Origin of the sequence: Chryseobacterium oranimense (assembly GCF_900129755.1) — a bacterium.
Lineage (GTDB): Bacteria > Bacteroidota > Bacteroidia > Flavobacteriales > Weeksellaceae > Chryseobacterium > Chryseobacterium oranimense.
This window is the reverse complement of record NZ_FQWT01000001.1, coordinates 493,912-514,038: the sequence shown is the minus strand read 5'-3', so window position 1 is coordinate 514,038 and position 20,127 is coordinate 493,912. Positions and strand designations below refer to the sequence as shown.

General features: G+C 36.3%; 20 protein-coding genes. 17 read left to right on the top strand and 3 right to left on the bottom strand.

Annotated features, from left to right (window positions below; genetic code table 11):
* Positions 1–33: 33 nt before the first annotated feature.
* From gwsG to BUB03_RS02370, 5 genes are all read left to right on the top strand, one after another.
* Entirely contained in the window at positions 34–1,020 is a 987-nt protein-coding gene (gwsG, locus tag BUB03_RS02390) for a grasp-with-spasm system ATP-grasp peptide maturase (RefSeq protein ID WP_073060000.1), read from the top strand.
* On the top strand, positions 995–1,183 hold the full coding sequence (locus BUB03_RS02385) for a hypothetical protein (RefSeq protein WP_073059998.1): 189 nt from the start codon (positions 995–997) through the stop codon (positions 1,181–1,183). The genes gwsG and BUB03_RS02385 overlap by 26 nt, the downstream gene beginning before the upstream one ends.
* Before the next feature lie 117 nt (positions 1,184–1,300).
* Positions 1,301–2,395 carry a grasp-with-spasm system SPASM domain peptide maturase gene (gene gwsS, locus BUB03_RS02380; RefSeq protein ID WP_040994247.1) on the top strand — a complete coding sequence of 365 codons (1,095 nt, stop codon included), beginning with the start codon at positions 1,301–1,303 and terminating at the stop codon, positions 2,393–2,395.
* A gap of 172 nt (positions 2,396–2,567) precedes the next feature.
* Positions 2,568–3,119, top strand: a complete 552-nt coding sequence (locus BUB03_RS02375) for a helix-turn-helix domain-containing protein (protein WP_073059996.1) — start codon at positions 2,568–2,570, stop codon at positions 3,117–3,119.
* A 105-nt stretch (positions 3,120–3,224) separates the two neighbouring features.
* A complete protein-coding gene (locus BUB03_RS02370; RefSeq protein WP_073059994.1) occupies positions 3,225–4,388 on the top strand; it encodes a serine hydrolase domain-containing protein in 1,164 nt (387 codons plus the stop codon).
* Between the two features lie 134 nt (positions 4,389–4,522).
* On the opposite strand, the gene BUB03_RS02365 is transcribed toward BUB03_RS02370, so the two are convergent.
* The 3 genes from BUB03_RS02365 to BUB03_RS02355 form a co-directional block, all read right to left on the bottom strand.
* Positions 4,523–5,089, bottom strand: coding sequence for a 3-keto-alpha-glucoside-1,2-lyase-like domain-containing protein (locus BUB03_RS02365; RefSeq protein ID WP_394363661.1), 567 nt, complete (start codon positions 5,087–5,089; stop codon positions 4,523–4,525).
* A 150-nt stretch (positions 5,090–5,239) separates the two neighbouring features.
* Positions 5,240–6,292: a hypothetical protein gene (locus BUB03_RS02360; RefSeq protein WP_139258747.1), complete on the bottom strand. Its 1,053-nt coding sequence runs from the start codon at positions 6,290–6,292 to the stop codon at positions 5,240–5,242.
* A gap of 66 nt (positions 6,293–6,358) precedes the next feature.
* Positions 6,359–7,228, bottom strand: a complete 870-nt coding sequence (locus BUB03_RS02355; RefSeq protein WP_040994251.1) for an AraC family transcriptional regulator — start codon at positions 7,226–7,228, stop codon at positions 6,359–6,361.
* Between the two features lie 650 nt (positions 7,229–7,878).
* Between BUB03_RS02355 and BUB03_RS02350 the strand changes: the two genes are divergently transcribed.
* The 12 genes from BUB03_RS02350 to BUB03_RS02295 all read left to right on the top strand — a co-directional run bounded on the left by BUB03_RS02350 (position 7,879) and on the right by BUB03_RS02295 (position 20,121).
* The gene (locus BUB03_RS02350) at positions 7,879–8,421 is read left to right on the top strand and encodes a hypothetical protein (protein ID WP_040994253.1); all 543 of its coding nucleotides are present in this window, start codon (positions 7,879–7,881) and stop codon (positions 8,419–8,421) included.
* A 203-nt stretch (positions 8,422–8,624) separates the two neighbouring features.
* On the top strand, positions 8,625–9,170 hold the full coding sequence (locus BUB03_RS02345) for a hypothetical protein (RefSeq protein WP_040994255.1): 546 nt from the start codon (positions 8,625–8,627) through the stop codon (positions 9,168–9,170).
* A gap of 463 nt (positions 9,171–9,633) precedes the next feature.
* Entirely contained in the window at positions 9,634–10,179 is a 546-nt protein-coding gene (locus BUB03_RS02340; protein ID WP_073059990.1) for a peptidoglycan-binding protein LysM, read from the top strand.
* A gap of 66 nt (positions 10,180–10,245) precedes the next feature.
* Complete coding sequence (locus BUB03_RS02335) at positions 10,246–10,791, top strand: peptidoglycan-binding protein LysM (protein WP_073059988.1); 546 nt, start codon at positions 10,246–10,248, stop codon at positions 10,789–10,791.
* A gap of 210 nt (positions 10,792–11,001) precedes the next feature.
* On the top strand, positions 11,002–11,547 hold the full coding sequence (locus BUB03_RS02330; protein ID WP_073059978.1) for a peptidoglycan-binding protein LysM: 546 nt from the start codon (positions 11,002–11,004) through the stop codon (positions 11,545–11,547).
* Positions 11,548–11,627: 80 nt separating this feature from the next.
* Positions 11,628–12,428, top strand: coding sequence for a fimbrial biogenesis chaperone (locus tag BUB03_RS02325; RefSeq protein ID WP_228417741.1), 801 nt, complete (start codon positions 11,628–11,630; stop codon positions 12,426–12,428).
* Positions 12,429–12,437: 9 nt separating this feature from the next.
* Positions 12,438–15,239 carry a hypothetical protein gene (locus BUB03_RS02320; RefSeq protein ID WP_228417739.1) on the top strand — a complete coding sequence of 934 codons (2,802 nt, stop codon included), beginning with the start codon at positions 12,438–12,440 and terminating at the stop codon, positions 15,237–15,239.
* A 10-nt stretch (positions 15,240–15,249) separates the two neighbouring features.
* Positions 15,250–16,683, top strand: a complete 1,434-nt coding sequence (locus tag BUB03_RS02315; RefSeq protein WP_073059974.1) for a hypothetical protein — start codon at positions 15,250–15,252, stop codon at positions 16,681–16,683.
* Positions 16,684–17,438: 755 nt separating this feature from the next.
* Positions 17,439–18,173 carry a sensor histidine kinase gene (locus BUB03_RS02305; RefSeq protein ID WP_073059971.1) on the top strand — a complete coding sequence of 245 codons (735 nt, stop codon included), beginning with the start codon at positions 17,439–17,441 and terminating at the stop codon, positions 18,171–18,173.
* A complete protein-coding gene (locus BUB03_RS02300; protein WP_228374782.1) occupies positions 18,170–18,817 on the top strand; it encodes a response regulator in 648 nt (215 codons plus the stop codon). Before BUB03_RS02305 ends, BUB03_RS02300 begins: the two co-directional genes overlap by 4 nt.
* A 237-nt stretch (positions 18,818–19,054) precedes the next feature.
* The gene (locus BUB03_RS22175) at positions 19,055–19,183 is read left to right on the top strand and encodes a hypothetical protein (RefSeq protein ID WP_262484325.1); all 129 of its coding nucleotides are present in this window, start codon (positions 19,055–19,057) and stop codon (positions 19,181–19,183) included.
* Positions 19,184–19,290: 107 nt separating this feature from the next.
* Entirely contained in the window at positions 19,291–20,121 is an 831-nt protein-coding gene (locus BUB03_RS02295) for an SDR family oxidoreductase (protein ID WP_073061274.1), read from the top strand.
* The last annotated feature ends 6 nt before the right edge of the window (positions 20,122–20,127 follow it).

Below are 20,127 nucleotides of genomic sequence, written 5' to 3'. Positions count from 1 at the left end.
TATTGCAAATAGCCTAATTTTAAGATTGACATTATGATAATTATTTTTAGTAAAAATTACGGTGAGAATACAACGGATGATGTTTTAAACTGGTTGCATCACCATAAAAAAGACAATGAAGTAATACTTAGAATAAATGGTGATGATTTACTAAATAAAGACTTTTATATTGACGTCTCCAATTCCGAATTTAATTTTAACAATCAAAAAATAAATAATCAAATTGTACATACTATTTGGTTTAGACGCACTTTTGATCAAGATTTTTTAAATATTGAACCTAAAATTTTTAATGATTTTCATAATAACAAAACTCTGGAAAATCATTTGTTATCAGAATTAGGAACAATATACAGGTTTTTAGAATCGTTTTTAGACAATTCAGTCTGGATCAATAAATACAGTGAAAGTTTAAATAAACTGAAAACTCTTAAGCTTGCTGAAAAACATGGTCTGAAAATTCCAGACACCTATATAACTAACAAAATAGAAATTATTAACCAATTAGCAACAGATAAAAATCTGATTACAAAGCCCATAAGCGATGCTGTAACGCTTTTTGATGATGATTCTCATTATATGATGTATACAAGCGAAGTAAGTGAAATTAAAAAAGAGGGCTATATTTTTCCTACCAAACTTCAAAGTAAAATAGATAAAAAATTTGAACTTAGAATATTCTATATAGACGATGTTTTTTATTCTATGGCTATATTTTCTCAAAATGATCATAAAACCAAGGTGGATTTTAGAAATTATAATTTTAAAAAAAGTAACAGAAATGTGCCCTATAAACTACCGGTAAAGATAGAATCAAGTTTAAAAGAATTAGTTAAAGAATTAAATCTGAAAACTTGCTCGATAGATATGATCGTTTCAAAAGATGAAGAGTACTATTTTCTTGAAATAAATCCTGTAGGGCAGTTTGGAATGGTTTCCCAACCATGTAATTATCATTTGGAAGAACAAATGGCATTATATATATTAAAAAATTATGAAGAAAATAACAACGAAGTTTAAAAATAAAAAACTTCCTCTTCCTTACTGGAATATACAAAAAGAATTATCAGATAAAAAATTGGGTGATATTCCCGCAATGATGTATTCCAATTCAGATTTATATCAAACAAGAGGTTATGTTGTTGAAGGCTCTAGAATAGTTATATCTAAAATTATCAGTTAATTGTGAAAATAATATTATTATTTGATTTCTAACCTCTTGTGTAGAAATTAATTTTAGAAAAGAATATTTGGAATATGTTTCCAAATTAAACTCCTATCCTTTAGACGATAATATAAAATGACTTATTTTAATAGATTTGCTTGTTGCTTGGTAAATTATGGGCATACAAGAAGTATAATTTGTGATGTGCAAAGAAATAATTACTACCTGATTCCAAATTCCCTCTATATTTTACTTACTGAAGAGTTTCCAAATTTTTCCATTGAAGAAATTTATGAAAGCTATGGAAAGGAAAATGAAAAACATTTAAAAGATTATTTAAATTTTTTATTGGTAAATGAAATCGGGTTTATAGATACCCAGATCATAAAAGAACTACTTCCTTTAAATTTAAATTATAAGGTTGCTGAATCGATTTCCAGTATGATAATTGATTTAGACAAAGAATCTTTTTTTCTTGAAAATTCAGTTCAAATTGCAGAATTTATTGATACAAACAGAGTAAAACAATTACAAATCAGATGTTATGATGCAATTGATTTAAATCTGTTTTTTAATTTCTTGAATAATCTATCTGCAACAACTTTAAAAGGTATTGAAATAATTTTACCTTATAAAATGAAATTAGAAAACAGATTAATCAATAAGAATATTATTAATTCAAATGATAAAATTTATAGATTGATTTATTTTGGATGTAATGAAACTAAACATGATAAATATTTGAACAGAATGATTATTTATGTTGAAGATAAAATTATAAATAAAAAAAGCTGCGGATTGATTTCTTCAAAATATTTTAATTCTAATCTCGAAACCTATACTTTATCCAACAGCCACAACTCCTGTCTCCACAAAAAAATTTCCATAGATTCCGAAGGGAACATTAGGAACTGTCCTTCCATGCCTCAAAGTTTTGGGAATATTAAAGATACTGCCTTAGACGAAGCATTATCCCATCCTGACTTCAAAAAATACTGGAACCTGACCAAAGACAGCATAGAGGTTTGCAAAGATTGTGAATTTCGGTACATCTGTACAGATTGCAGAGCTTATACAGAAAGAACCCATACTAATTCTGAAGGTTTAGATACTTCAAAACCTTTAAAATGCGGATATAATCCATACACAGGTGAATGGGAAGAATGGAGTACCAATCCGCTTAAAGAAAAAGCAATCAGTTATTACGGAATGCAGGATTTGGTAAGATAAAATAATACGCAATCATTGAGAAAAAACTTCTCATTACAACAACCCGATGCCAAAATCTTCCCTGGTCAGCATTTATGTAGTGGTCTTATAACGGCAGTCATAAGTTATAAGTTATACTAGCACTGGATTAGCTGTTTTCATAAGCAATATTTTTACATATTTTTGTGAAACCATGAATTCGAAATTAGCAGATTACAGACGTAAAAAAGGACTAAGCCAGCAGCAGCTTGCAGACGTTTCAGGGGTGAGTATAAGAACGATACAGCGCATCGAAAGCGGAAAAGTGGAAGCACATCCCTCGACACTAAAGATGCTTGCGGACGCACTTGAAGTGGGCACTGAAAAACTCACGATAAATAAACCGTTATCAGAATCTCCGGAAATCAAAAACGGAGATAAAATAAAACCGGGTTTTCATATGTTAGCCCTCATCGGGCTCTTTTTTCCTGTTTTTAACATTATTCTTCCCGGCCTTCTCTGGTTTTTTAAAAAAGATGAATCCCAGGCTTACGACCTTGAAGGGAAATCAGTCATTAATTTTCAGATCACAATGTCCCTACTTTTTATACCGGCGGTTTTATTAATGATCTTTGTATTTTACGTTGGATTTCCGTTGGTACTGATCATCTATCTTTATACACTCGTCATGTGTATAATAAATATTTTCAGGAGCATCAACAAAAAAGACAGCTTCTATCCTTTTACCTATCTGTTTTTGAAATGAACTCCCTGAAAGTCTCTTCCAGAGCCAAATGACGTTAACCTGTCGTGAAAGAGTCGTAATAAATTACCGTGATTTGCTGCTAAATTTGTGATAAATCTTTTCCTCATGAAAAAATTCTTCACTCTTTTATTCTTAATCTGGATATTACCTTTAATTGCTCAAAAAAATATCAAGATTAGACACCTTAACGGAAAAACAATCGATTCTCATGTTCTGCAACAACGGTTGTCGCGATTGGTCGATAGTGCTAAGATTGCCGGTTTGCAGATAGCTATTATCAACCATAATAAAGTGATCTATTTATCAAGCTTCGGCTATAAGGATATTGAAAACAGTAAGAAGCTTAATGACAGTACAGTAATGTACGCAGCCTCACTAACCAAGCCTGTTGCTGCTTATATCTTTATGCGCCTGGTAGATAAAGGAATATTCAGCCTCGACCAGCCTGTTTACAAATATCTGAAAAAGCCGATAGGAGACTATGCAAAATGGAAAGACCTGGCAGAAGAATCTGAATCCTTCAATCTGATCACCCCCAGAATGCTCTTGAGCCATAGTTCCGGGCTTCCGGTTCTCCGGCATTTGTACGGCAATAAAGTTAACCTTATCGCTAAGCCGGGCGAAAAGTTCTATTACTCCAATGAAGGGATTAACCTGTTGGGATTTATGATAGAGGAATATACGGGAAGGAAACTTGAAGATATTGCAAGGGAAGAAGTTTTCGGACCATTGCAGATGCGACATACAAGCATGATTTGGGAAAATAGGTTTGAAGACAATTTCTCCAATGCTTATTTCAAAGATGGGAAGAAATACGGTTCGGAAAGAAGGGAAAGCAGCAGGGCAGCTGGTTCAATGTCTACCACTGCAAATGATTATGCGAATTTTACGATCAACCTGATGAAAAAGAAAGGCTTATCCCGTAAAGCTTATCTTGAGATGCTGAAGCCACAGATCATGGTAAAGAGCAGGAGGGGATTCGGCCCTTTGAAAGATAGTATCACCACTGAGAATGATGCGATTCATCTTGCGTGGGGATTAGGAATAGGGCTCTTCGATTCGCCTTTTGGAAGAGCTTTCTTCCATACCGGGCACGGTGAAGCTAACCAGAATTATGCTGTGGCATTTCCTGAAAATGGAACAGCCGTCATTATCCTCAGCAACAGTGAGAACTTTGAAAAAAACAATGCAGAGATCTTAAAGCTCTGTATCGGGGACATGTATTCACCACTGAGATGGCTTGGACATTTGGACAGGAATTCGGAGTAGAAGTGGGATTTCATAGTTCGATGATACAGTTTTAGTGAACCTTTCGTTATCAATTGACTTACCGCCCTAGCCAATTTGATTCGGATAAGAGCACTGATGTTGATTACGCTTACAAAGCCTTTTCATCTTTTGTATCAATTTGATGAGGTAATTTTCAGATTGCGGAAATAGCCATCTGTGCCTACATCAACAAATAAACCTACAGCTCCAGATCCATCTGCTCCTTGCTTGAGATCATTCACAATAAGCGAAGGATGTTTGTCTTTGTTTAAAAAAAGTCTTGCCTGGCTGCCTTCTACTTCAATTTTCATCTTTATCCATTCATTCAAACCCATATCGGCATATGACTCATACTTCTCGGGATTCTCTTTTCTTAGACGCTCATATTTATAATCTGGAAAAGAGAAGTATTGAATGGAGTGATTGCGTCTTACCTGATCTTCAGCTCTGCCATTCGCCGGACGTATATAAATGGATTCAAATCTGGAATTCGTGTCGTTGATTCTGAATGCCAATCCGATAAATCCACGGTCCGTAGGAGAAGCCGTGGGGAGAAGCCTGCTTAGAACTTCTATCTCTATAATGCCATTTTTAAAATTAGTGTTCTTTACCCGTACAAACGTAGGTTCGTCAGCTTGTTTCACAGTAGAGTCTTTTATGACCCTAACAATATTTTTACCCTTCAAATTATTGATTTCCATATAAACGTTATTGGGTATAAGGTGGTGTTTGTCTAAATTTATTCTTTGGCTGTATATACTTTCTACGGCAAAAAGAAAAAGCAACAAAATTATTCTTATATTTTTCATATTATTTAATAGCCATAGGTTTATGATCTGTATTTACAGAGCTCATTTTTTAAAAAGTCCCGCATTTAATTTTGAACCTTCCGAACCTTCTGCCAATTGCAGGTAATTGCGTTTACTCTGATCTTTTTCAATGATAACATTTCCTGTGGTTTGTACGTTTTTCATTTCCAGAAAATCTGTTGAGGTGGCATCACTGTCACTTAACGGACCGCTTCCATAGCCTGCCAGCTTATTATAATTGACAAAAATGCAGTCAGAAGCCTTATACTTTCGTGTACTTCCTTTTTCCCTTATCCATATGGTACTGGTATTGGCTATGATGTTATGATGAAAATCGAAATCATCTCCATTAGTACCCTGTGTGGTCCACACTCCGCAGAAATAGCCGCCATAGACCAAAGAATGTCTCATGACACTGCGGCTGCCTTTCTTTCCATCATTTTTCCAGAAGACAACAGGAATTTTACAGTTGAAAAAAACACAATGATCGATAACCAGACCATAGCCATTTGCTATGACACCAACATGTAATGGCAATACATCCACATTTCCGGCAAACAGACATTGGGTTACCAGAAGGTCATCCAGGTTTTTTCCGTCACGCCATATGGGGTAGGAGCGACGTAAATTATTACTGTCGAGATAAGTATAATCGGGACTGCCTGTAAACCGCAGGCCTTCAATGGTGACGTGGCTAACCTCGGGTTGTATACCTTTAGCTTCTTCTCCTCCTATGCCGGGCTCAAGGGGTGCAGCTGTTATTACGACCGGCATTTTATTGGGTGCCCAGTCTGCATCATCCGGCATAATTTCGGCGCGAATGACAAGACGATTGGTAAAACTGTACTTATCGTTGTTAAATAGTACGGTTTGAGTTAAAATATGAATACCTTCTGAAAGGATGATCGTTGTCTCTCCCTTCTCTTTGTTTAGGTTGACGCGTCTAGCCGCCTCCGAAAGGTTCTTTAACGGCTGGATCTTTGTTCCGGAATTGATGTCATTGCCGGTCCGGGGGTTAACATATAATTGCTCTGCTTTTATCCAAAACAGGTTCATCAGGCAGAATAAAAGACCAAGTGTTGCAGATTTTATCATTTTCTTTTTTTTGTAAAATTAGAAACATTCATCGCCTGCAAAAAGGTCATTTTATCTTTAAAGTTGTCATTTTATGCTCTTTCGGTATTGCTGGGGCGTGACATTAGCAAATTTTTTGAAGAAACGATTGAAATTGGATGGATCAGAGAATCCCAACTCATAGCAAATCTCTTTTGCGGATTTATTCTGGTGCAACTGTTTCTTTATTTCCGAAACCAGCTTGTGATGAATCATTTGTTGTGCTGACAATCCGCTGAACTGCCTGCATATCTTATTGAGGAATCCGGGGCTTATGTTTAGCATTCTGGTGTAGGCCTCAACAGTCTGGTCCTGTAAGAATCTTTTTTCCAGCAGTGACCTGAATCTATAGAAATCTGCATGTACATAGGTGTCGCCTGGGACATGGTAAACACCGGCATAATAACGGTTGAGTATGATAAGAAGCTGATATAGAAGTGACCTGATCATATGATTGCTGTCATTCTGGATCTGTCCGAACTCCTGTTCTATTTCCTGTAAAAGTTGCAGGCATTTTCCGAATGATGTTTCATCAATCTGCATTTCAGCGGGATGTGAATACTGATGAAAGTACTGAAACCGATACAGAAAAAACTCATCTGAAAAAAAAAGATGGAGAAAGTCTTTTTCAAAAAACAGCGTGTAGCCTTTTACCTCTTCCTCAATTTCCCATCGGCGAACCTGTCCGGGACTGGTAAAAATTATGGTTCGCGGGTGAATTGGCACTTTATTCTCATCCAAAGCCAATGTTCCGGATCCTTCTCTGATGAAAATAATTTCGTAAAAACTAAGCTGATGCAATGTGCTGTCTAATACATAATTTTTCAGAGTTTCAATACGGCCAAGATCCAATAATAGCTCTGAACCATATTTAAAGGGCAGAAAATGATAGGTTTTAATTGGGGGTATCGATGCCATCTTTTACAATTTCTTTACCATATAACGGATGGGTTAAAAGTACAAATTTTGTTCATGCCTTCCATAATCATATGACAGTTAGCTACCATATAAACAGCTGATTGACATTTTTTTGACTTATTTTTCACCCAGTACTTGACGACTGTCTTCGTTTTCTTACAATTTTTGCTCAGTGAAAGTTGAAGAAAGTATGGAAGGATGGTTAGTATCCCTATTTAGGAGTACATTTCAAAAAGGTTTGGAAAGTTCACTACAAATCTGGCTAAAGAATCTTAAAGTCAGAGCAGAGAAAAAATAGAAATATAAATTTTAATTCTTCAAATAAAATACTTAAGGTTTCATCATAATTGTTGTGAAACAATGGTGATATAATAGAACATTTGAATTTCAATATTCTGATTTGTTCATTGTAAGAACATTGTTCATAGATAGAGTGTCCATTTTGTTTTTCTGTAAATTATTTATTAGAAGATAGATAATATTTTAGTGTTTAAGTTGTATTTTTCTCTAACATATTTAAATATTTGTAAATTTTATTATGATAATGCTTAATTATTGATAAGAAAAGTTTTGGTAATGTCATTTAATGTTATTAGATTTATAATTAGTTCTGAATGACAATATTATATACACCACTAAATTTATTAATCATGAAAAAACAACTCTTTATCGCTGCGCTTTCTCTGGGAGCAACCGCCTTAGGAACCGAACAGGTTATGGCACAAAATTCAGACCAGGTGAGTACATCAGTAAATATTATTTTATCGGATGTTATTGCAATGGATATTGGCTCCGTTGCTTCGGAAGGCACTGTAGATTTTAATTATGGGAGCACAAATGATTATAATTCATCTAAAAATGTAACAGTTCCCAATAGCTTAATCATTATTTCCTCCAAAAATTTTGATGTAAAAGTAAAATCTGAAGGGACCCATTTTGTAAGTGGCGCAAACGTAATTCCTGTAGATATATTACAGGTAAAAGCAATACCGGGCGGAAGTTTGGCGGGGAACCTGAATGAGGTCACTTTATCTACAACTGATCAGGTGCTGGTGAGTAATGCAAGTTTAGGGACCAAGCAGTCTTTAAATATTGCCTATTCCATTTCGGCGGAAAATGCATCCAAAGTACTTCTTGGAAAACCCCAGGGAACTTACACACAAAAAGTAACTTATACTGCCACTGCATTGTAAGTAAATACCCAATTTTAAAAAGCAAAGCCCCCAATACTTTCAAAGTATTGGGGGCTTTGCTTTTTGAGCATATAAATAAACCGTGTAGTGATTTTACTACATGAACTTCCATTTTCCACTACAAAGAAACTTTTATCGTCACTGTAAATTTGCAGTATACAAAAGAGAACAATTAAATAAAAATAAAATTAAATATTATTATCATGAAAAAACAAATCGTAATCTCAGCCTTAACTTTTGGAGCAATCATATTAGGGACTAACAATGTTCAAGCTCAAAATACTACCGCAACCACAACGGTAAACATTACCCTTAACGATGTAATCTCTATCGACGCAGGAAGTACTGCAATTGGTAATACGGTTGATTTCAACTATGTTACTGCAGCAGACTATAACTCTGATCAGACGATTACTAAAGCCAATTCTCTGAAGGTTACTTCAACGAAGAACTTTAATGTTAAAGTAAAAGCAGGAGGTGCTAATTTCATGAATGGAACGAACCTGATCCCTGTCAATGTTTTGACTATCAAAGCAGCTACAGCTGCCGGGACAATGGGCGGAACTAAAAATGCTGTAGTTTTATCTGCAACGGATCAGAATTTAGTTACAAATGCTCCTCTTGGAAGTGCATTAACACTGAATCTGGACTACACTATTCCAGCTGCAAAATCTTCATCTTCTGATATTTTAGGTAAACCGGCCGGAACTTATACGCAAACGGTAACTTATACTGCAACAGCTTTATAAGTTAATTATTTTTCATATTAATATTTTGTGATTTGGTGTTTCGAAGGCTTCCTCAGGAGGCCTTTGATTTTATATGTATTGTACCGATATAGATAAAATTCAAAACCCGGAAATAAGTATCTGTCAGCTGTAAGGTAGAAACTATGTTTTTGGACATTTAAATCTGATTAATACATAACACCAAACATTCAGTAAATTTTTGTGAAAACCTAAAGAAAAATTATACGCAAACGTTAATTTATATTACGGCAGCTTTATAATAGAAATAACAGGAATTTAAATACGCCCCCAACACTTAGAAAGTGTTGAGGGCTTTACTATTTAAGTCAAAATGATAAACCGTGTAGTGATTTTACTACATGAACTTCCTTTTTCCACTACAAAGAAATTTTTAGCACCACTATAAATTTGCAGTATACAAAAGATAACAATTAAGTAAAAATAACAATAAAATATTACCATCATGAAAAAGCAAATCGTAATCACAGCCTTAACTTTTGGAGCAATCATATTAGGAACTAACAATGTTCAAGCTCAAAATACTACCGCAACTACAACCGTAAACATTACCCTGAACGATGTAATCTCTATCGACGCAGGAAGTACAGCAATTGGTAATACGGTTGATTTCAACTATGCTACTGCAGCAGACTATAACTCTGATCAGACAATTACTAAAGCCAACTCTTTGAAGGTAACTTCAACAAAGAACTTTAATGTTAAAGTAAAAGCAGGAGGAGCTAATTTCATGAATGGAACGAACCTGATCCCTGTGAATGTTTTGACTATCAAAGCAGCTACAGCTGCCGGAACAATGGGCGGAACAAAAAGCGCTGTAGTTTTATCTGCAACGGATCAGACTTTAGTATCCAATGCTCCGCTTGGAAGTGCATTAACACTGAATCTGGACTATACCATTCCAGCGGCAAAATCATCATCTTCTGATATTTTAGGTAAACCGGCCGGAACTTATACGCAAACAGTAACTTATACGGCGACTGCTTTATAGCAGCTGTAGATTTGTAATGTTCAAAAGAGAACAATTAAACAAGAATAATAATTAAATCTTATTGCCATGACAAAACAAATCGCCATCACAGCCTTAACTTTTGGAGTAGTTGTATTTGGAACTGATAATGTTCAAGCTCAAAATACAGCCGCAACCACGGCTGTAAACATTACCCTGAACGATGTAATCTCTATAGATGCAGGAAGTACAGCAATTGGTGGTATAGTTGCCTTTAACTATGTTACTGCAGCAGACTATAACTCTGATCATACAATTACCAAAGCCAACTCTTTAAAAGTTACCTCAACGAAGAATTTTAATATAAAGGTAAAAGCAGGAGGGCCGCATTTCGTCAATGGTTTAAACTCAATCCCTGTAGATGTTTTGACAATCAAAGCTGCAGAAGCTTCCGGAAATATGGGCGGGACCAAAAACGATGTGGTTTTATCCCCAGGAGAAAGAACCTTGGTAGCCAATGCTCCTCTTGGAAGTGCATTAACACTGAATCTGGACTATACCATTCCAGCGGCAAAATCATCATCCTCTGATATTTTAGGTAAACCGGCCGGAACTTATACACAAACGGTAACTTATACAGCGACTGCTTTATAAAAAAATAAAAAAAACACATCAATATATATGCGCCCTCAACACTTTTCAGGTATTGAGGGTTTTTCTATTTAAACCAAATGAGTAAACCGTGTAGTGATTTTACTACATGAACTTCCGTTTTCCACTACAAAGAAACTTTTATCGCCACTGTAAATTTGCAGTATACAAAAGAGAATAATTAAATAAAAATAAAAATTAAATATTACTATCATGACAAAGCAAATCGTAATCTCAGCCTTAACTTTTGGAGCAATCATATTAGGGACTAACAATGTTCAAGCTCAAAATACAACTGCAACCACAACGGTAAACATTACCCTTAACGATGTAATCTCTATCGACGCAGGGAGTACTGCAATTGGTAATACAGTTGATTTCAACTATGTTACAGCAGCAGACTATAACTCTGATCAAACAATTACTAAAGCCAACTCTTTGAAGGTAACTTCAACAAAGAACTTTAATGTTAAAGTAAATGCAGGAGGAGCTAATTTCATGAATGGAACGAACCTGATCCCTGTCAATGTTTTGACTATCAAAGCAGCTACAGCTGCCGGAACAATGGGCGGAACTAAAAATGCTGTAGTTTTATCTGCAACGGATCAGAATTTAGTTACAAATGCCCCACTAGGAAGCGCATTAACACTGAATCTGGACTACACTATTCCAGCTGCAAAATCTTCATCTTCTGATATTTTAGGTAAACCGGCCGGAACTTACACGCAAACAGTAACTTATACCGCGACTGCTTTGTAATAAAATTTTTAGTCTGTAAAGGTTCCTTTTGCTGCGTTTTCAGTAGTTTTGGGAATCTTTATTATTAAACTATTTACACCATGCACAAGTTCATTTACCTTTTCATTTTCTTTATCCTTACAGGATCTTCTTCAATTCTGGCACAAAGCATCTCTATGTCGCCTACACGCTTGTTTTTCACAGGTAATCCGGGAGAAAAAGTAACAAAGACAGTCACACTTCAAAACAGCTCGGATAAGGATTATGTTTTTAATCTCAACTATAAAGATTGGGTTAGAGAAGAAGACGGAAATAAGGTTTATCTTGAACCAGGCAGTTCAAAAACTTCCAATGCTTCCTGGGTGTCCACCTTAGAAAACACGGTAACAGTTCCTGCGAAAAGTACAAAGGAGATTGTAGTAACCATGCAGATTCCGGCAAATGCATCAAAGTCTGCCATTACGAACAGCATGTTGTTTTTCACCCAGCTTCCTCAGCAGGCTGATAAGGCACGTATTCAGAATGGTATTGGTATTATCACCTTATTTGAGGTGGGACTTCACATCTTTTATACTCCACCGGGAAACCATGTAAAAAGCCTGGATATTACCAATATTTCAGAGGTGAGTAATGAGAATGCAGCGAACAGAAAAGTCGCAGTAAGCATCCATAATGATGGAAACACCATCAATGATGCCACCGTTGAGTTTGAACTCACCGACAAAGACAGCGGTAAGGAAATAAAATTACCCGCAATTGCCATCTCCATGTTTCCGGATACCAATCAGACCGTTCAATTTTCTTTACCAGAGAACATTTCAGGGAACTTCCTTGGCGTGGTTATTATCAAAATGGCAGAATCCAATGATTTACGTGTAGGAGAAAAAAACTTTAAATTTTAAAACTAAGTCTTGAAACCACAGAATGGAATATCGATATCAGTGCTAAGAAGAACAATCTTATTTTTTGTATTTGTTTTTCTGCACTTTTCGTTGGCCTTTGCTCAGGAAAAGAAGGATATCCGGATCCATTTTGAAAATGACAGCGTAGCTGTTGAGAAAGGTTCTACTTTTACCAATTTCCTGGTCATTGAAAATAAAAGTTCTGAAGAGATTACCATTCAGAATATCTTACCTCAGGAAAACTATCCGGGATTGCTTTTTTATCCTAAAAATGACTTTACCTTAGGTGCGGGCCAGTCTAAAAATCTTCCTGTGAAGCTGATCGCCAACGTGGATTTTATGAAACTGAGATCCAATGAGATCCGATTCCAGGTTTCGTACGCCACCGCAACGGTCACCAGAACTGAAAGCGCCTCGTTCTTCGTTACTAAAGGCGAGAACAAAAACATAGCAATTTATACCGCCACTTACGAAAATTTCATTAACCCTGCTGTGCCCGAATCCTCAATTCTGCTCACTGTAGAAAACCAGGGGTATAGTAAACGAACTGTTAAGATTGATTTGCAATCCATTCCCGATGGTTTGGAAATGATGCCAAAACAACAAACCGTAACTCTGGAAGGTTTAGAAAAACAAACGGTTGAAATCAGAATTGCAGTCAGAAAACAGAATACAATTTATCCCGAATTTAATATTAATGCAATCGTCACAGACCTGCTTGATAATAAAATCGTGGGAAGCAACACGCTCTACTTGGTCGTTTTGTCACACAACAGGCAAATTGCCAGGGGAAACGAAGCGGTGAGCGGAAGTAATTTTGCGGAAATTAGCTATAATGAAAACAGTTCAGGTTTTAATTATCTTCAATTGAGGGGAAATACAGCGTTTCAGGTAACTGATAATTTAAGATCGCGCTTCAATATTGGTGCGGATTACTATCTGGACGGCCGTTATAATCTGTATGATACCTGGCTGGAACTGGAGAGGAAAAATACGGTATTACGGGTAGGAAATGTTAACAGCAACGATTACGATTACCCGGTTTTCGGTAGAGGAGGGAAAATTTCTACCAAATTCGGAAATAATAATCAGATTGAAATTCTTGCGCTGGAAAATAATTATAACTTGTACGGTACTTATTTCCAGCAAACCAAAGGATCTACCATGGTGGGGGCAAAATATGGTTTCGGGAATGCTAAATCTTTCAATGGGAAAGTGTCCTATATATTCGACCATGATCCGCGTTTTAATGTAGATACACAGGTGGCGAACGCAGCAACATCCTTATTAATTAACGATAAACACACCATCCGCATGGAGATGGGGCTGAGCCAAGAAAAAGGGCTTTCGAACAACGATGAAAATGCAGGAGCTTTAATGGGAGCAAATTACGAGGGAAAAATAGGAAAATGGGATATACAGTCTGTCAATTCCTTTGCCACCAAAAGCTATGCAGGGATCAAGCGGGGATCTTTTTTCTCAAATCAGCGAATCGGTCACCAATTTTCCGCTTCACAGCGCGCTTTTATACAATATCAGAATTCGCAGGTAGAACCTGAGTTCCTGAGTTTCCAGAATGAGCCAATCCAATCTGGGAATACCGCTAATTTGCGGTATTATTTTAACAGTACAGAAGCTTTGGGGTTAGGGTATCAGTTTTCTTTAAAGAAGTGGAATTTTCTGCTTTCTCCAAAGGTTGAAAGCCAGAAAACAGCTAATTTTTATACAGCACAGGAACTTTTTTCATACAAGTTGGAAGCCAACATCAGCACTACATTAGGTGCCCACGGATTGAACCTGACAGCGGAATATTCTTATTCAAGAGAGAATAATAAACCTGATTGGTTCAACAGTTTGAAAACAACTTTATCTTACAGATATAAGTCATTTTCCCTTAACGGAACAGCCCAATGGAATGCTACCAGTGTCTTTGATTTAACTTCTTATTACAATGCAGACCGTAATTTTGCCAACTACAATGTATACGCCTCGTATAATTTCCAGATGCTTAATCATAATCTGACCGGATCTTTTTCAGCCGGAGCCTTCTATTCGGAACTTTATAAAAATTTAAACAGCAATATTACCGGTAATCTGGAATATAAGATTTCTCCTTCCTGGTCCACCACAGGTTATTTTAATCTTTCCGGTTATAAATCTACCGCTGAATATGCAAGCAGTGGCAGTTATTACCAGTTCAGAGTGGGGATTAAAAAATATTTTACCACAGCTACGGCTCTCGGAAATCATAAAGTGGCATTCCAGTTCTTTGAAGATAAAAATTTCAATGGACTTCTGGAGTCCGGTGAATCGGTACTTGCTAATGAAATCGTAAAACTGGACAATTATGTGGCGATGACGGATAAGAATGGAAAAGTAGTTTTTCAGAATGTGCCTGAAGGTACCTACACACTGAAGGTGAACGAAAGTGCGGGTTCCAGGTTGATGACGGATCCTGTTATTATGGTGCATAACAATATCAACCGCAAAGTAGGTTTGGTAAAAAACATCAGGGTAGGCGGGAAATTAACGGAGATCAGACAAGCTTATGATAATGTAGAAACGGATGTAACAGGAATCGTGGTGTATGCAAAAGGTGAAGATGGTAAAATTTACACCGCAGTGGTTAATCAGAAAAATGAGTTTGAGTTTTTCCTGAAAGATGGAAAATACGACCTCTATATTGAAAATGACAAATACACCTATACACAACCCACCCAAACTATTCAGGTGACAAAAGAAGGTTACTCAAAAACTGTGGTTTTTGAATATAAGAAGAAAGACACCACCATTAAGGTGAAAAAGTTTTAAATTTAAAAGTATGAAAAAGATGAGGGCTTTTTTAATAGGAATTTTTACTGTATTCTGCGGATCTGCAGCCACAAAAGCTCAGGATGTGTACCTGTCGGTTCCTGAAAATAATATTTTTAACAGGACCGAATTTACCTCAGTACCTACAAGGGTAATGACGAACGCCAACAGAACAAACTGGGATTATGCCTTTTTGGGATTACTCCCGATAGCTCCTACATTTACCTCTGTTTCGGGACCAAATTTTACCCACTCTTCTTCTTCATTTACTTTACCCGGTTCCACTCTTCTGTGGCAGTTAGAAAGCATGGGAGGCCAGCTGCCATCTACTGGACTTTCAGGCTATTTACCAGGTTTTCAGTCGTTCAGTACAAGCGCTATAAAATGGTTTGAACCGCCATCAACCAGTCTCGGAGGAGGATTCAACCGGGGCAATATCAATTTTACATTTAAAATTCCTGCCTCACAATTCACTGCCAATGCCTTTCGGGCCGGGAATTACTCCATGGATATCACTCAGAATTATAATGACTTCACACCACATAATTTTAAAACAATTTTAGCGATTCCTTCATCTATACGATGGATCACAAACTCTTTAACAAAATACATAGAAATATCTTCTTTGAATGACTACCGCAATACAAGTATGCGGGTGTGGGATTTGGGGAATACGGAAATAGCGCATACGGTCGATTTTAATTTTTGGGCGAAAGCTGCTTCCACAAATATTCAGTTCACGTCCTCAAAAGGTGTTCCGGGAACCAGAAATATAGCAAGTATTAAATTGGGTAGTAACGGATCTACACTCACAACCAAAGCCTTATCTGCCGATTTTCAGAATTTTTCCGCGGCTAATTTCAGTGTTATAGCGGGAAACAGAAACAGCTTCATTCCGGATCTTCATGTGTCTGCGGAAGATTTTAAAAACTATTTTTTTGAAGCCGGAACATATACGTTTGAACTGAATCTCAATGCCAGAAGTACAGATAACTCCATTAACAGCTTGCAAAATATGGCTGTTCAGCTAAAGGTGCTCCCTCTTTCGGAGATCACCATTCCCAGTTCCGGCCGCAATGTAAACTTCAATTTTAATACTGCTGCCCATTACACCGATGGTCAGTCACAAATGATTCCGAACCAGATTATGTTGTCCAATAATGAAAATTTTGAACTCTATGTAAAATCGGACGAAAATTATTTCAAGAAAGGCGGCCTGCAGACTGATATCAATTCCAACATATTACAAATTGGCATAGATGGAAGTTCTGTAAATGTGCCCTTATCCAAAATTCCCCAAAAAATACTCTTTAACGGAACACCGGTTTTGGACCGGGGACTGAACGTAAGATACACCATACCACCTGCAGGGGCCCAAAGTTTGGTAGGGAAGGAAAATACCACTTACTCTATCAATGTTTATTATAGTTTTACGGCTATTTAACAATACTTTTTATATCAATACTCATTCGCCTGATCAGCACGATATTGATAAAAATAAGCATTCAAAAGAATGCATTTCAATTTTGCCTTTTGGTGTATCCGGATTTAGGTATTCTGCTTCGATCTCATCTTTTGTTTTTATTTGCTGGCGAAATTCTTCTAAAAATTCCATCGGCATAATAAGCTGTATGCCTTCCAGTAATTCGTGTTCTGAGTGCATTTTATGCCAATATTTTATGGCAGTGGTTCCATCATAGCAATTATACCAAAACACAAAACTGTCCAAAATATTTCCTAAAGTATCTCTACATAGAAACGTTTTCTTCCTTTGATGAGTTTTCCTTCATCATCCCCCTTTTCAGTACCTTTAATGTATTTTGGTAGCCTGGCTATTCATTATTGACGTTTCAGGCTGTCACTTTTTTATCTTGTATCATTGATCAGTTATCTCTTGATATTCTCCATATCTATCTTTTGACCATGTCGGTAATGCAGTAAACAGTTTACCAAGGTAGAAGTCTGTCGGAATATTATGCCGTACAAAGCGATTTTTAGTTAAAGAAAATAGGGGATTTATTGTTTCAGGTAAATCCTATTTAATTTTTCTTTTTACTAATATGATATTTTTTATAACTTGCCAACCCTGGAAGAGGGGTCTTAACTATATGTTTTTATTCGCATTTAAACAATATAACCCTTTCTGCCTTTTTCAAAAAAAATAATTCAAGCAGCTTCTAAAACCATGATACTGAATTTATGAATGATTTTATCAACGAACTACAATTAAAAATCGAAAGACAGGAAAACGAAATCAATTTCAAGAACGGACTGATCTCGATATTGTCTCATGACTCAAAAGAACTGTTTGGAACCTTTCTTTGGCTTATAGAAGAACTAGAACAGAAGACCATAAGCGAGGAAGATTTTTTTAAGTTGTTGCCACAGATAAAAAGAGATGCCCGGAAGAATCTTCAAACTATCCAGGACAGCGTTGCCTGGCTAAAAACACAATACGGGGAATTTAACATTAAACCCGTTAAAATCATGGTGTTGGATCTTTTTCATTATTTAGAAGAAAAATATGCTGCCAAATTAAAAGAAAAAAACATTAAATTTCATTTTAAAGGGGATCACAATGCATTTCTTACAAGCGATCGCCTGTTGCTAGAATATGTTTTAGACAAAATTTTCAACAATGCGGTAAAATATTCCTTGCCGGGGCAGGATGTTTATTTACAGGAACTTACAGAAGGAGATCAGGTTGTGCTTTCCGTAATTGATTTCGGAACGGGAATAAATGAAAAGTATTTACCTGTGATCTACACTTATGATAATCCCGTATTCCTGGGGACTGCGGGTGAGAAAGGAGTTGGATTAAGTTTGAAAATTGTAAAAAATTTTATATCCTTGCTGAATGGAAACATCCAAATCATTTCCACTGAAAATAAAGGCACTACGGTTTCCCTTTTTTTACATAAATTTATAGAATGATGGGTTCAAAAGTAAACATTCGTGTTGTTGTAGCAGATGATCACGGTATCGTCCGGATGGGTTTGATACAAACACTCAAACGATTAAGACCCGATGCCATCATTTCAGAAGTAGAGGATTATAAATCGCTGTACAAAGTAATTCTGAATGAAAAATTGGATCTGGCCATTATGGACGTTAATATGCCTAATGGTACTGTTCAGGAAGCAATAGATTACATAAAAATTCACCAGCCTGAATTAAAAATTCTAATATTTTCTTCACAGGATGAAGAGTTGTATGGGATGCGTTATCTAAAAATGGGTGCTGGTGGCTATCTAAGCAAGCTAAGCTCCACTGAAGTCATTGAGACTGCTTTAACGGCGATGCTCAGTAAGGGCCGATACGTGAGTGATAACATAAAAGAAGCAATTTTTTTAGAGTCATTAACTGGCGCGGCAAAAAATTCTCCCATTGAAACACTATCAGACCGAGAATTGCAAATTGCCAATAAGCTGGCAGAAGGTCTTCCTCTCAAAGAAATTTCTAATCAGCTGAATCTCCATTCATCAACGATCAGCACTTATAAAAACAGGCTGTTTGAGAAGCTGAAAATACGATCCATACCGGAATTGGTAGAGATTCTTAGGCTGTATAATCAGTAAATATTCTGGCTTATTTGGAAATAAAGAATAAAAAATGGCTCAATTTAGATCAAATTGAGCCATTTAGGTTTGTGAACCTGGCAGGACATTATCCAAACTCTTATTCTGCCTGTTGAAAATATTTCTAATGTATATGATTGATAATCAATTTGCTTTGTCTGTGTTTGTTTAAATTATGGATTTTTGATAGTGAGGGTGAAATTGTCCAGACGAAAGAAGGAATACAAACACTGAAACATGAAATCATTGGATGATGAAAACCTTTTGATTTTAATAGGTTATAATAATATTGAAAAGGTTGCAGTTAAGCTCACTGAAAAAGTGGGCTTTTTTACAGTGCATTACAAAAAAGTGCCTGTACAATAAGTATCCTTATTTTGGATAATCAATACCTTAATCCGGTTTATTCGATGGTCAAAATACATTAGATATTTGCAATATCAAAAGTGTTAAACCAATTAAATATCAAAAAAATGAACAAAACAGTATTGATCACCGGAACATCATCAGGCTTTGGAGCCGCAACTGCAAATTATTTCGCTGCTAAAGGCTGGAATGTTATTGCTACAATGAGAGATACCGGTAAAGATGGAAATCTCGATAAGTCAGAAAATATTTTTGTCACTCAATTGGATGTTCAGGATAAGAATTCTATTGATAAAGCAATCGCAGAGGGAATAAACCACTTCGGAAATATTGATGTAGTAGTCAATAATGCGGGATATGGTCTTTTCGGAATTTTTGAAAGTGCATCCCGTGAAGCTATCCAAACACAATTTGACGTGAATGTATTTGGGGCAATGGACGTAACAAGAGCCGTTTTACCTCATTTTCGTTCTCAAAAATCAGGTACTATTATCAATATCAGTTCAGGTGCCGGTGCCATCGGTTTTCCTATGGCTTCGATTTACAGTTCATCCAAATTTGCTTTGGAGGGATGGACTGAAGGATTAAGGTATGAATTGACGTCATTAGGTATTGTCGCAAAAATCATTGAACCAGGGGGAGCACTGCAAACCAGCTTTATAAACCGTATGGGTGATGAAGGTTTAGGTCTACAATTGATCGAAGATTATCTTCCTTTTTTAGAGCAGATTGGTAAAGTTTATGGTGGAATGCAGGGAGCTGCAGATGCTGATGCGGTAGAAAAAGTGGTACAAGCCATTTACGAAGCTGCAACCGATGGAACTGACCGCTTGCGCTATTCTCCTACTAACGACATCAAGCCTATTCTGGAAGCACGAAGAAATACCTCTGAAGAAGAATATCAGGCGTTTACAAACAACATTTTCCTGTCCAAATAATCGATT

Excerpts from the sequence above, each read along its gene's own strand:
- gwsG (WP_073060000.1), top strand. The coding sequence starts at position 34 with ATGATAATTATTTTTAGTAAAAATTACGGTGAGAATACAACGGATGAT.
- BUB03_RS02385 (WP_073059998.1), top strand. The coding sequence starts at position 995 with ATGAAGAAAATAACAACGAAGTTTAAAAATAAAAAACTTCCTCTTCCT.
- gwsS (WP_040994247.1), top strand. The coding sequence starts at position 1,301 with ATGACTTATTTTAATAGATTTGCTTGTTGCTTGGTAAATTATGGGCAT.
- BUB03_RS02375 (WP_073059996.1), top strand. The coding sequence starts at position 2,568 with ATGAATTCGAAATTAGCAGATTACAGACGTAAAAAAGGACTAAGCCAG.
- BUB03_RS02370 (WP_073059994.1), top strand. The coding sequence starts at position 3,225 with ATGAAAAAATTCTTCACTCTTTTATTCTTAATCTGGATATTACCTTTA.
- BUB03_RS02365 (WP_394363661.1), bottom strand. The coding sequence starts at position 5,089 with ATGGAAATCAATAATTTGAAGGGTAAAAATATTGTTAGGGTCATAAAA.
- BUB03_RS02360 (WP_139258747.1), bottom strand. The coding sequence starts at position 6,292 with ATGATAAAATCTGCAACACTTGGTCTTTTATTCTGCCTGATGAACCTG.
- BUB03_RS02355 (WP_040994251.1), bottom strand. The coding sequence starts at position 7,228 with ATGGCATCGATACCCCCAATTAAAACCTATCATTTTCTGCCCTTTAAA.
- BUB03_RS02350 (WP_040994253.1), top strand. The coding sequence starts at position 7,879 with ATGAAAAAACAACTCTTTATCGCTGCGCTTTCTCTGGGAGCAACCGCC.
- BUB03_RS02345 (WP_040994255.1), top strand. The coding sequence starts at position 8,625 with ATGAAAAAACAAATCGTAATCTCAGCCTTAACTTTTGGAGCAATCATA.
- BUB03_RS02340 (WP_073059990.1), top strand. The coding sequence starts at position 9,634 with ATGAAAAAGCAAATCGTAATCACAGCCTTAACTTTTGGAGCAATCATA.
- BUB03_RS02335 (WP_073059988.1), top strand. The coding sequence starts at position 10,246 with ATGACAAAACAAATCGCCATCACAGCCTTAACTTTTGGAGTAGTTGTA.
- BUB03_RS02330 (WP_073059978.1), top strand. The coding sequence starts at position 11,002 with ATGACAAAGCAAATCGTAATCTCAGCCTTAACTTTTGGAGCAATCATA.
- BUB03_RS02325 (WP_228417741.1), top strand. The coding sequence starts at position 11,628 with ATGCACAAGTTCATTTACCTTTTCATTTTCTTTATCCTTACAGGATCT.
- BUB03_RS02315 (WP_073059974.1), top strand. The coding sequence starts at position 15,250 with ATGAAAAAGATGAGGGCTTTTTTAATAGGAATTTTTACTGTATTCTGC.
- BUB03_RS02305 (WP_073059971.1), top strand. The coding sequence starts at position 17,439 with ATGAATGATTTTATCAACGAACTACAATTAAAAATCGAAAGACAGGAA.
- BUB03_RS02300 (WP_228374782.1), top strand. The coding sequence starts at position 18,170 with ATGATGGGTTCAAAAGTAAACATTCGTGTTGTTGTAGCAGATGATCAC.
- BUB03_RS22175 (WP_262484325.1), top strand. The coding sequence starts at position 19,055 with ATGAAATCATTGGATGATGAAAACCTTTTGATTTTAATAGGTTATAAT.
- BUB03_RS02295 (WP_073061274.1), top strand. The coding sequence starts at position 19,291 with ATGAACAAAACAGTATTGATCACCGGAACATCATCAGGCTTTGGAGCC.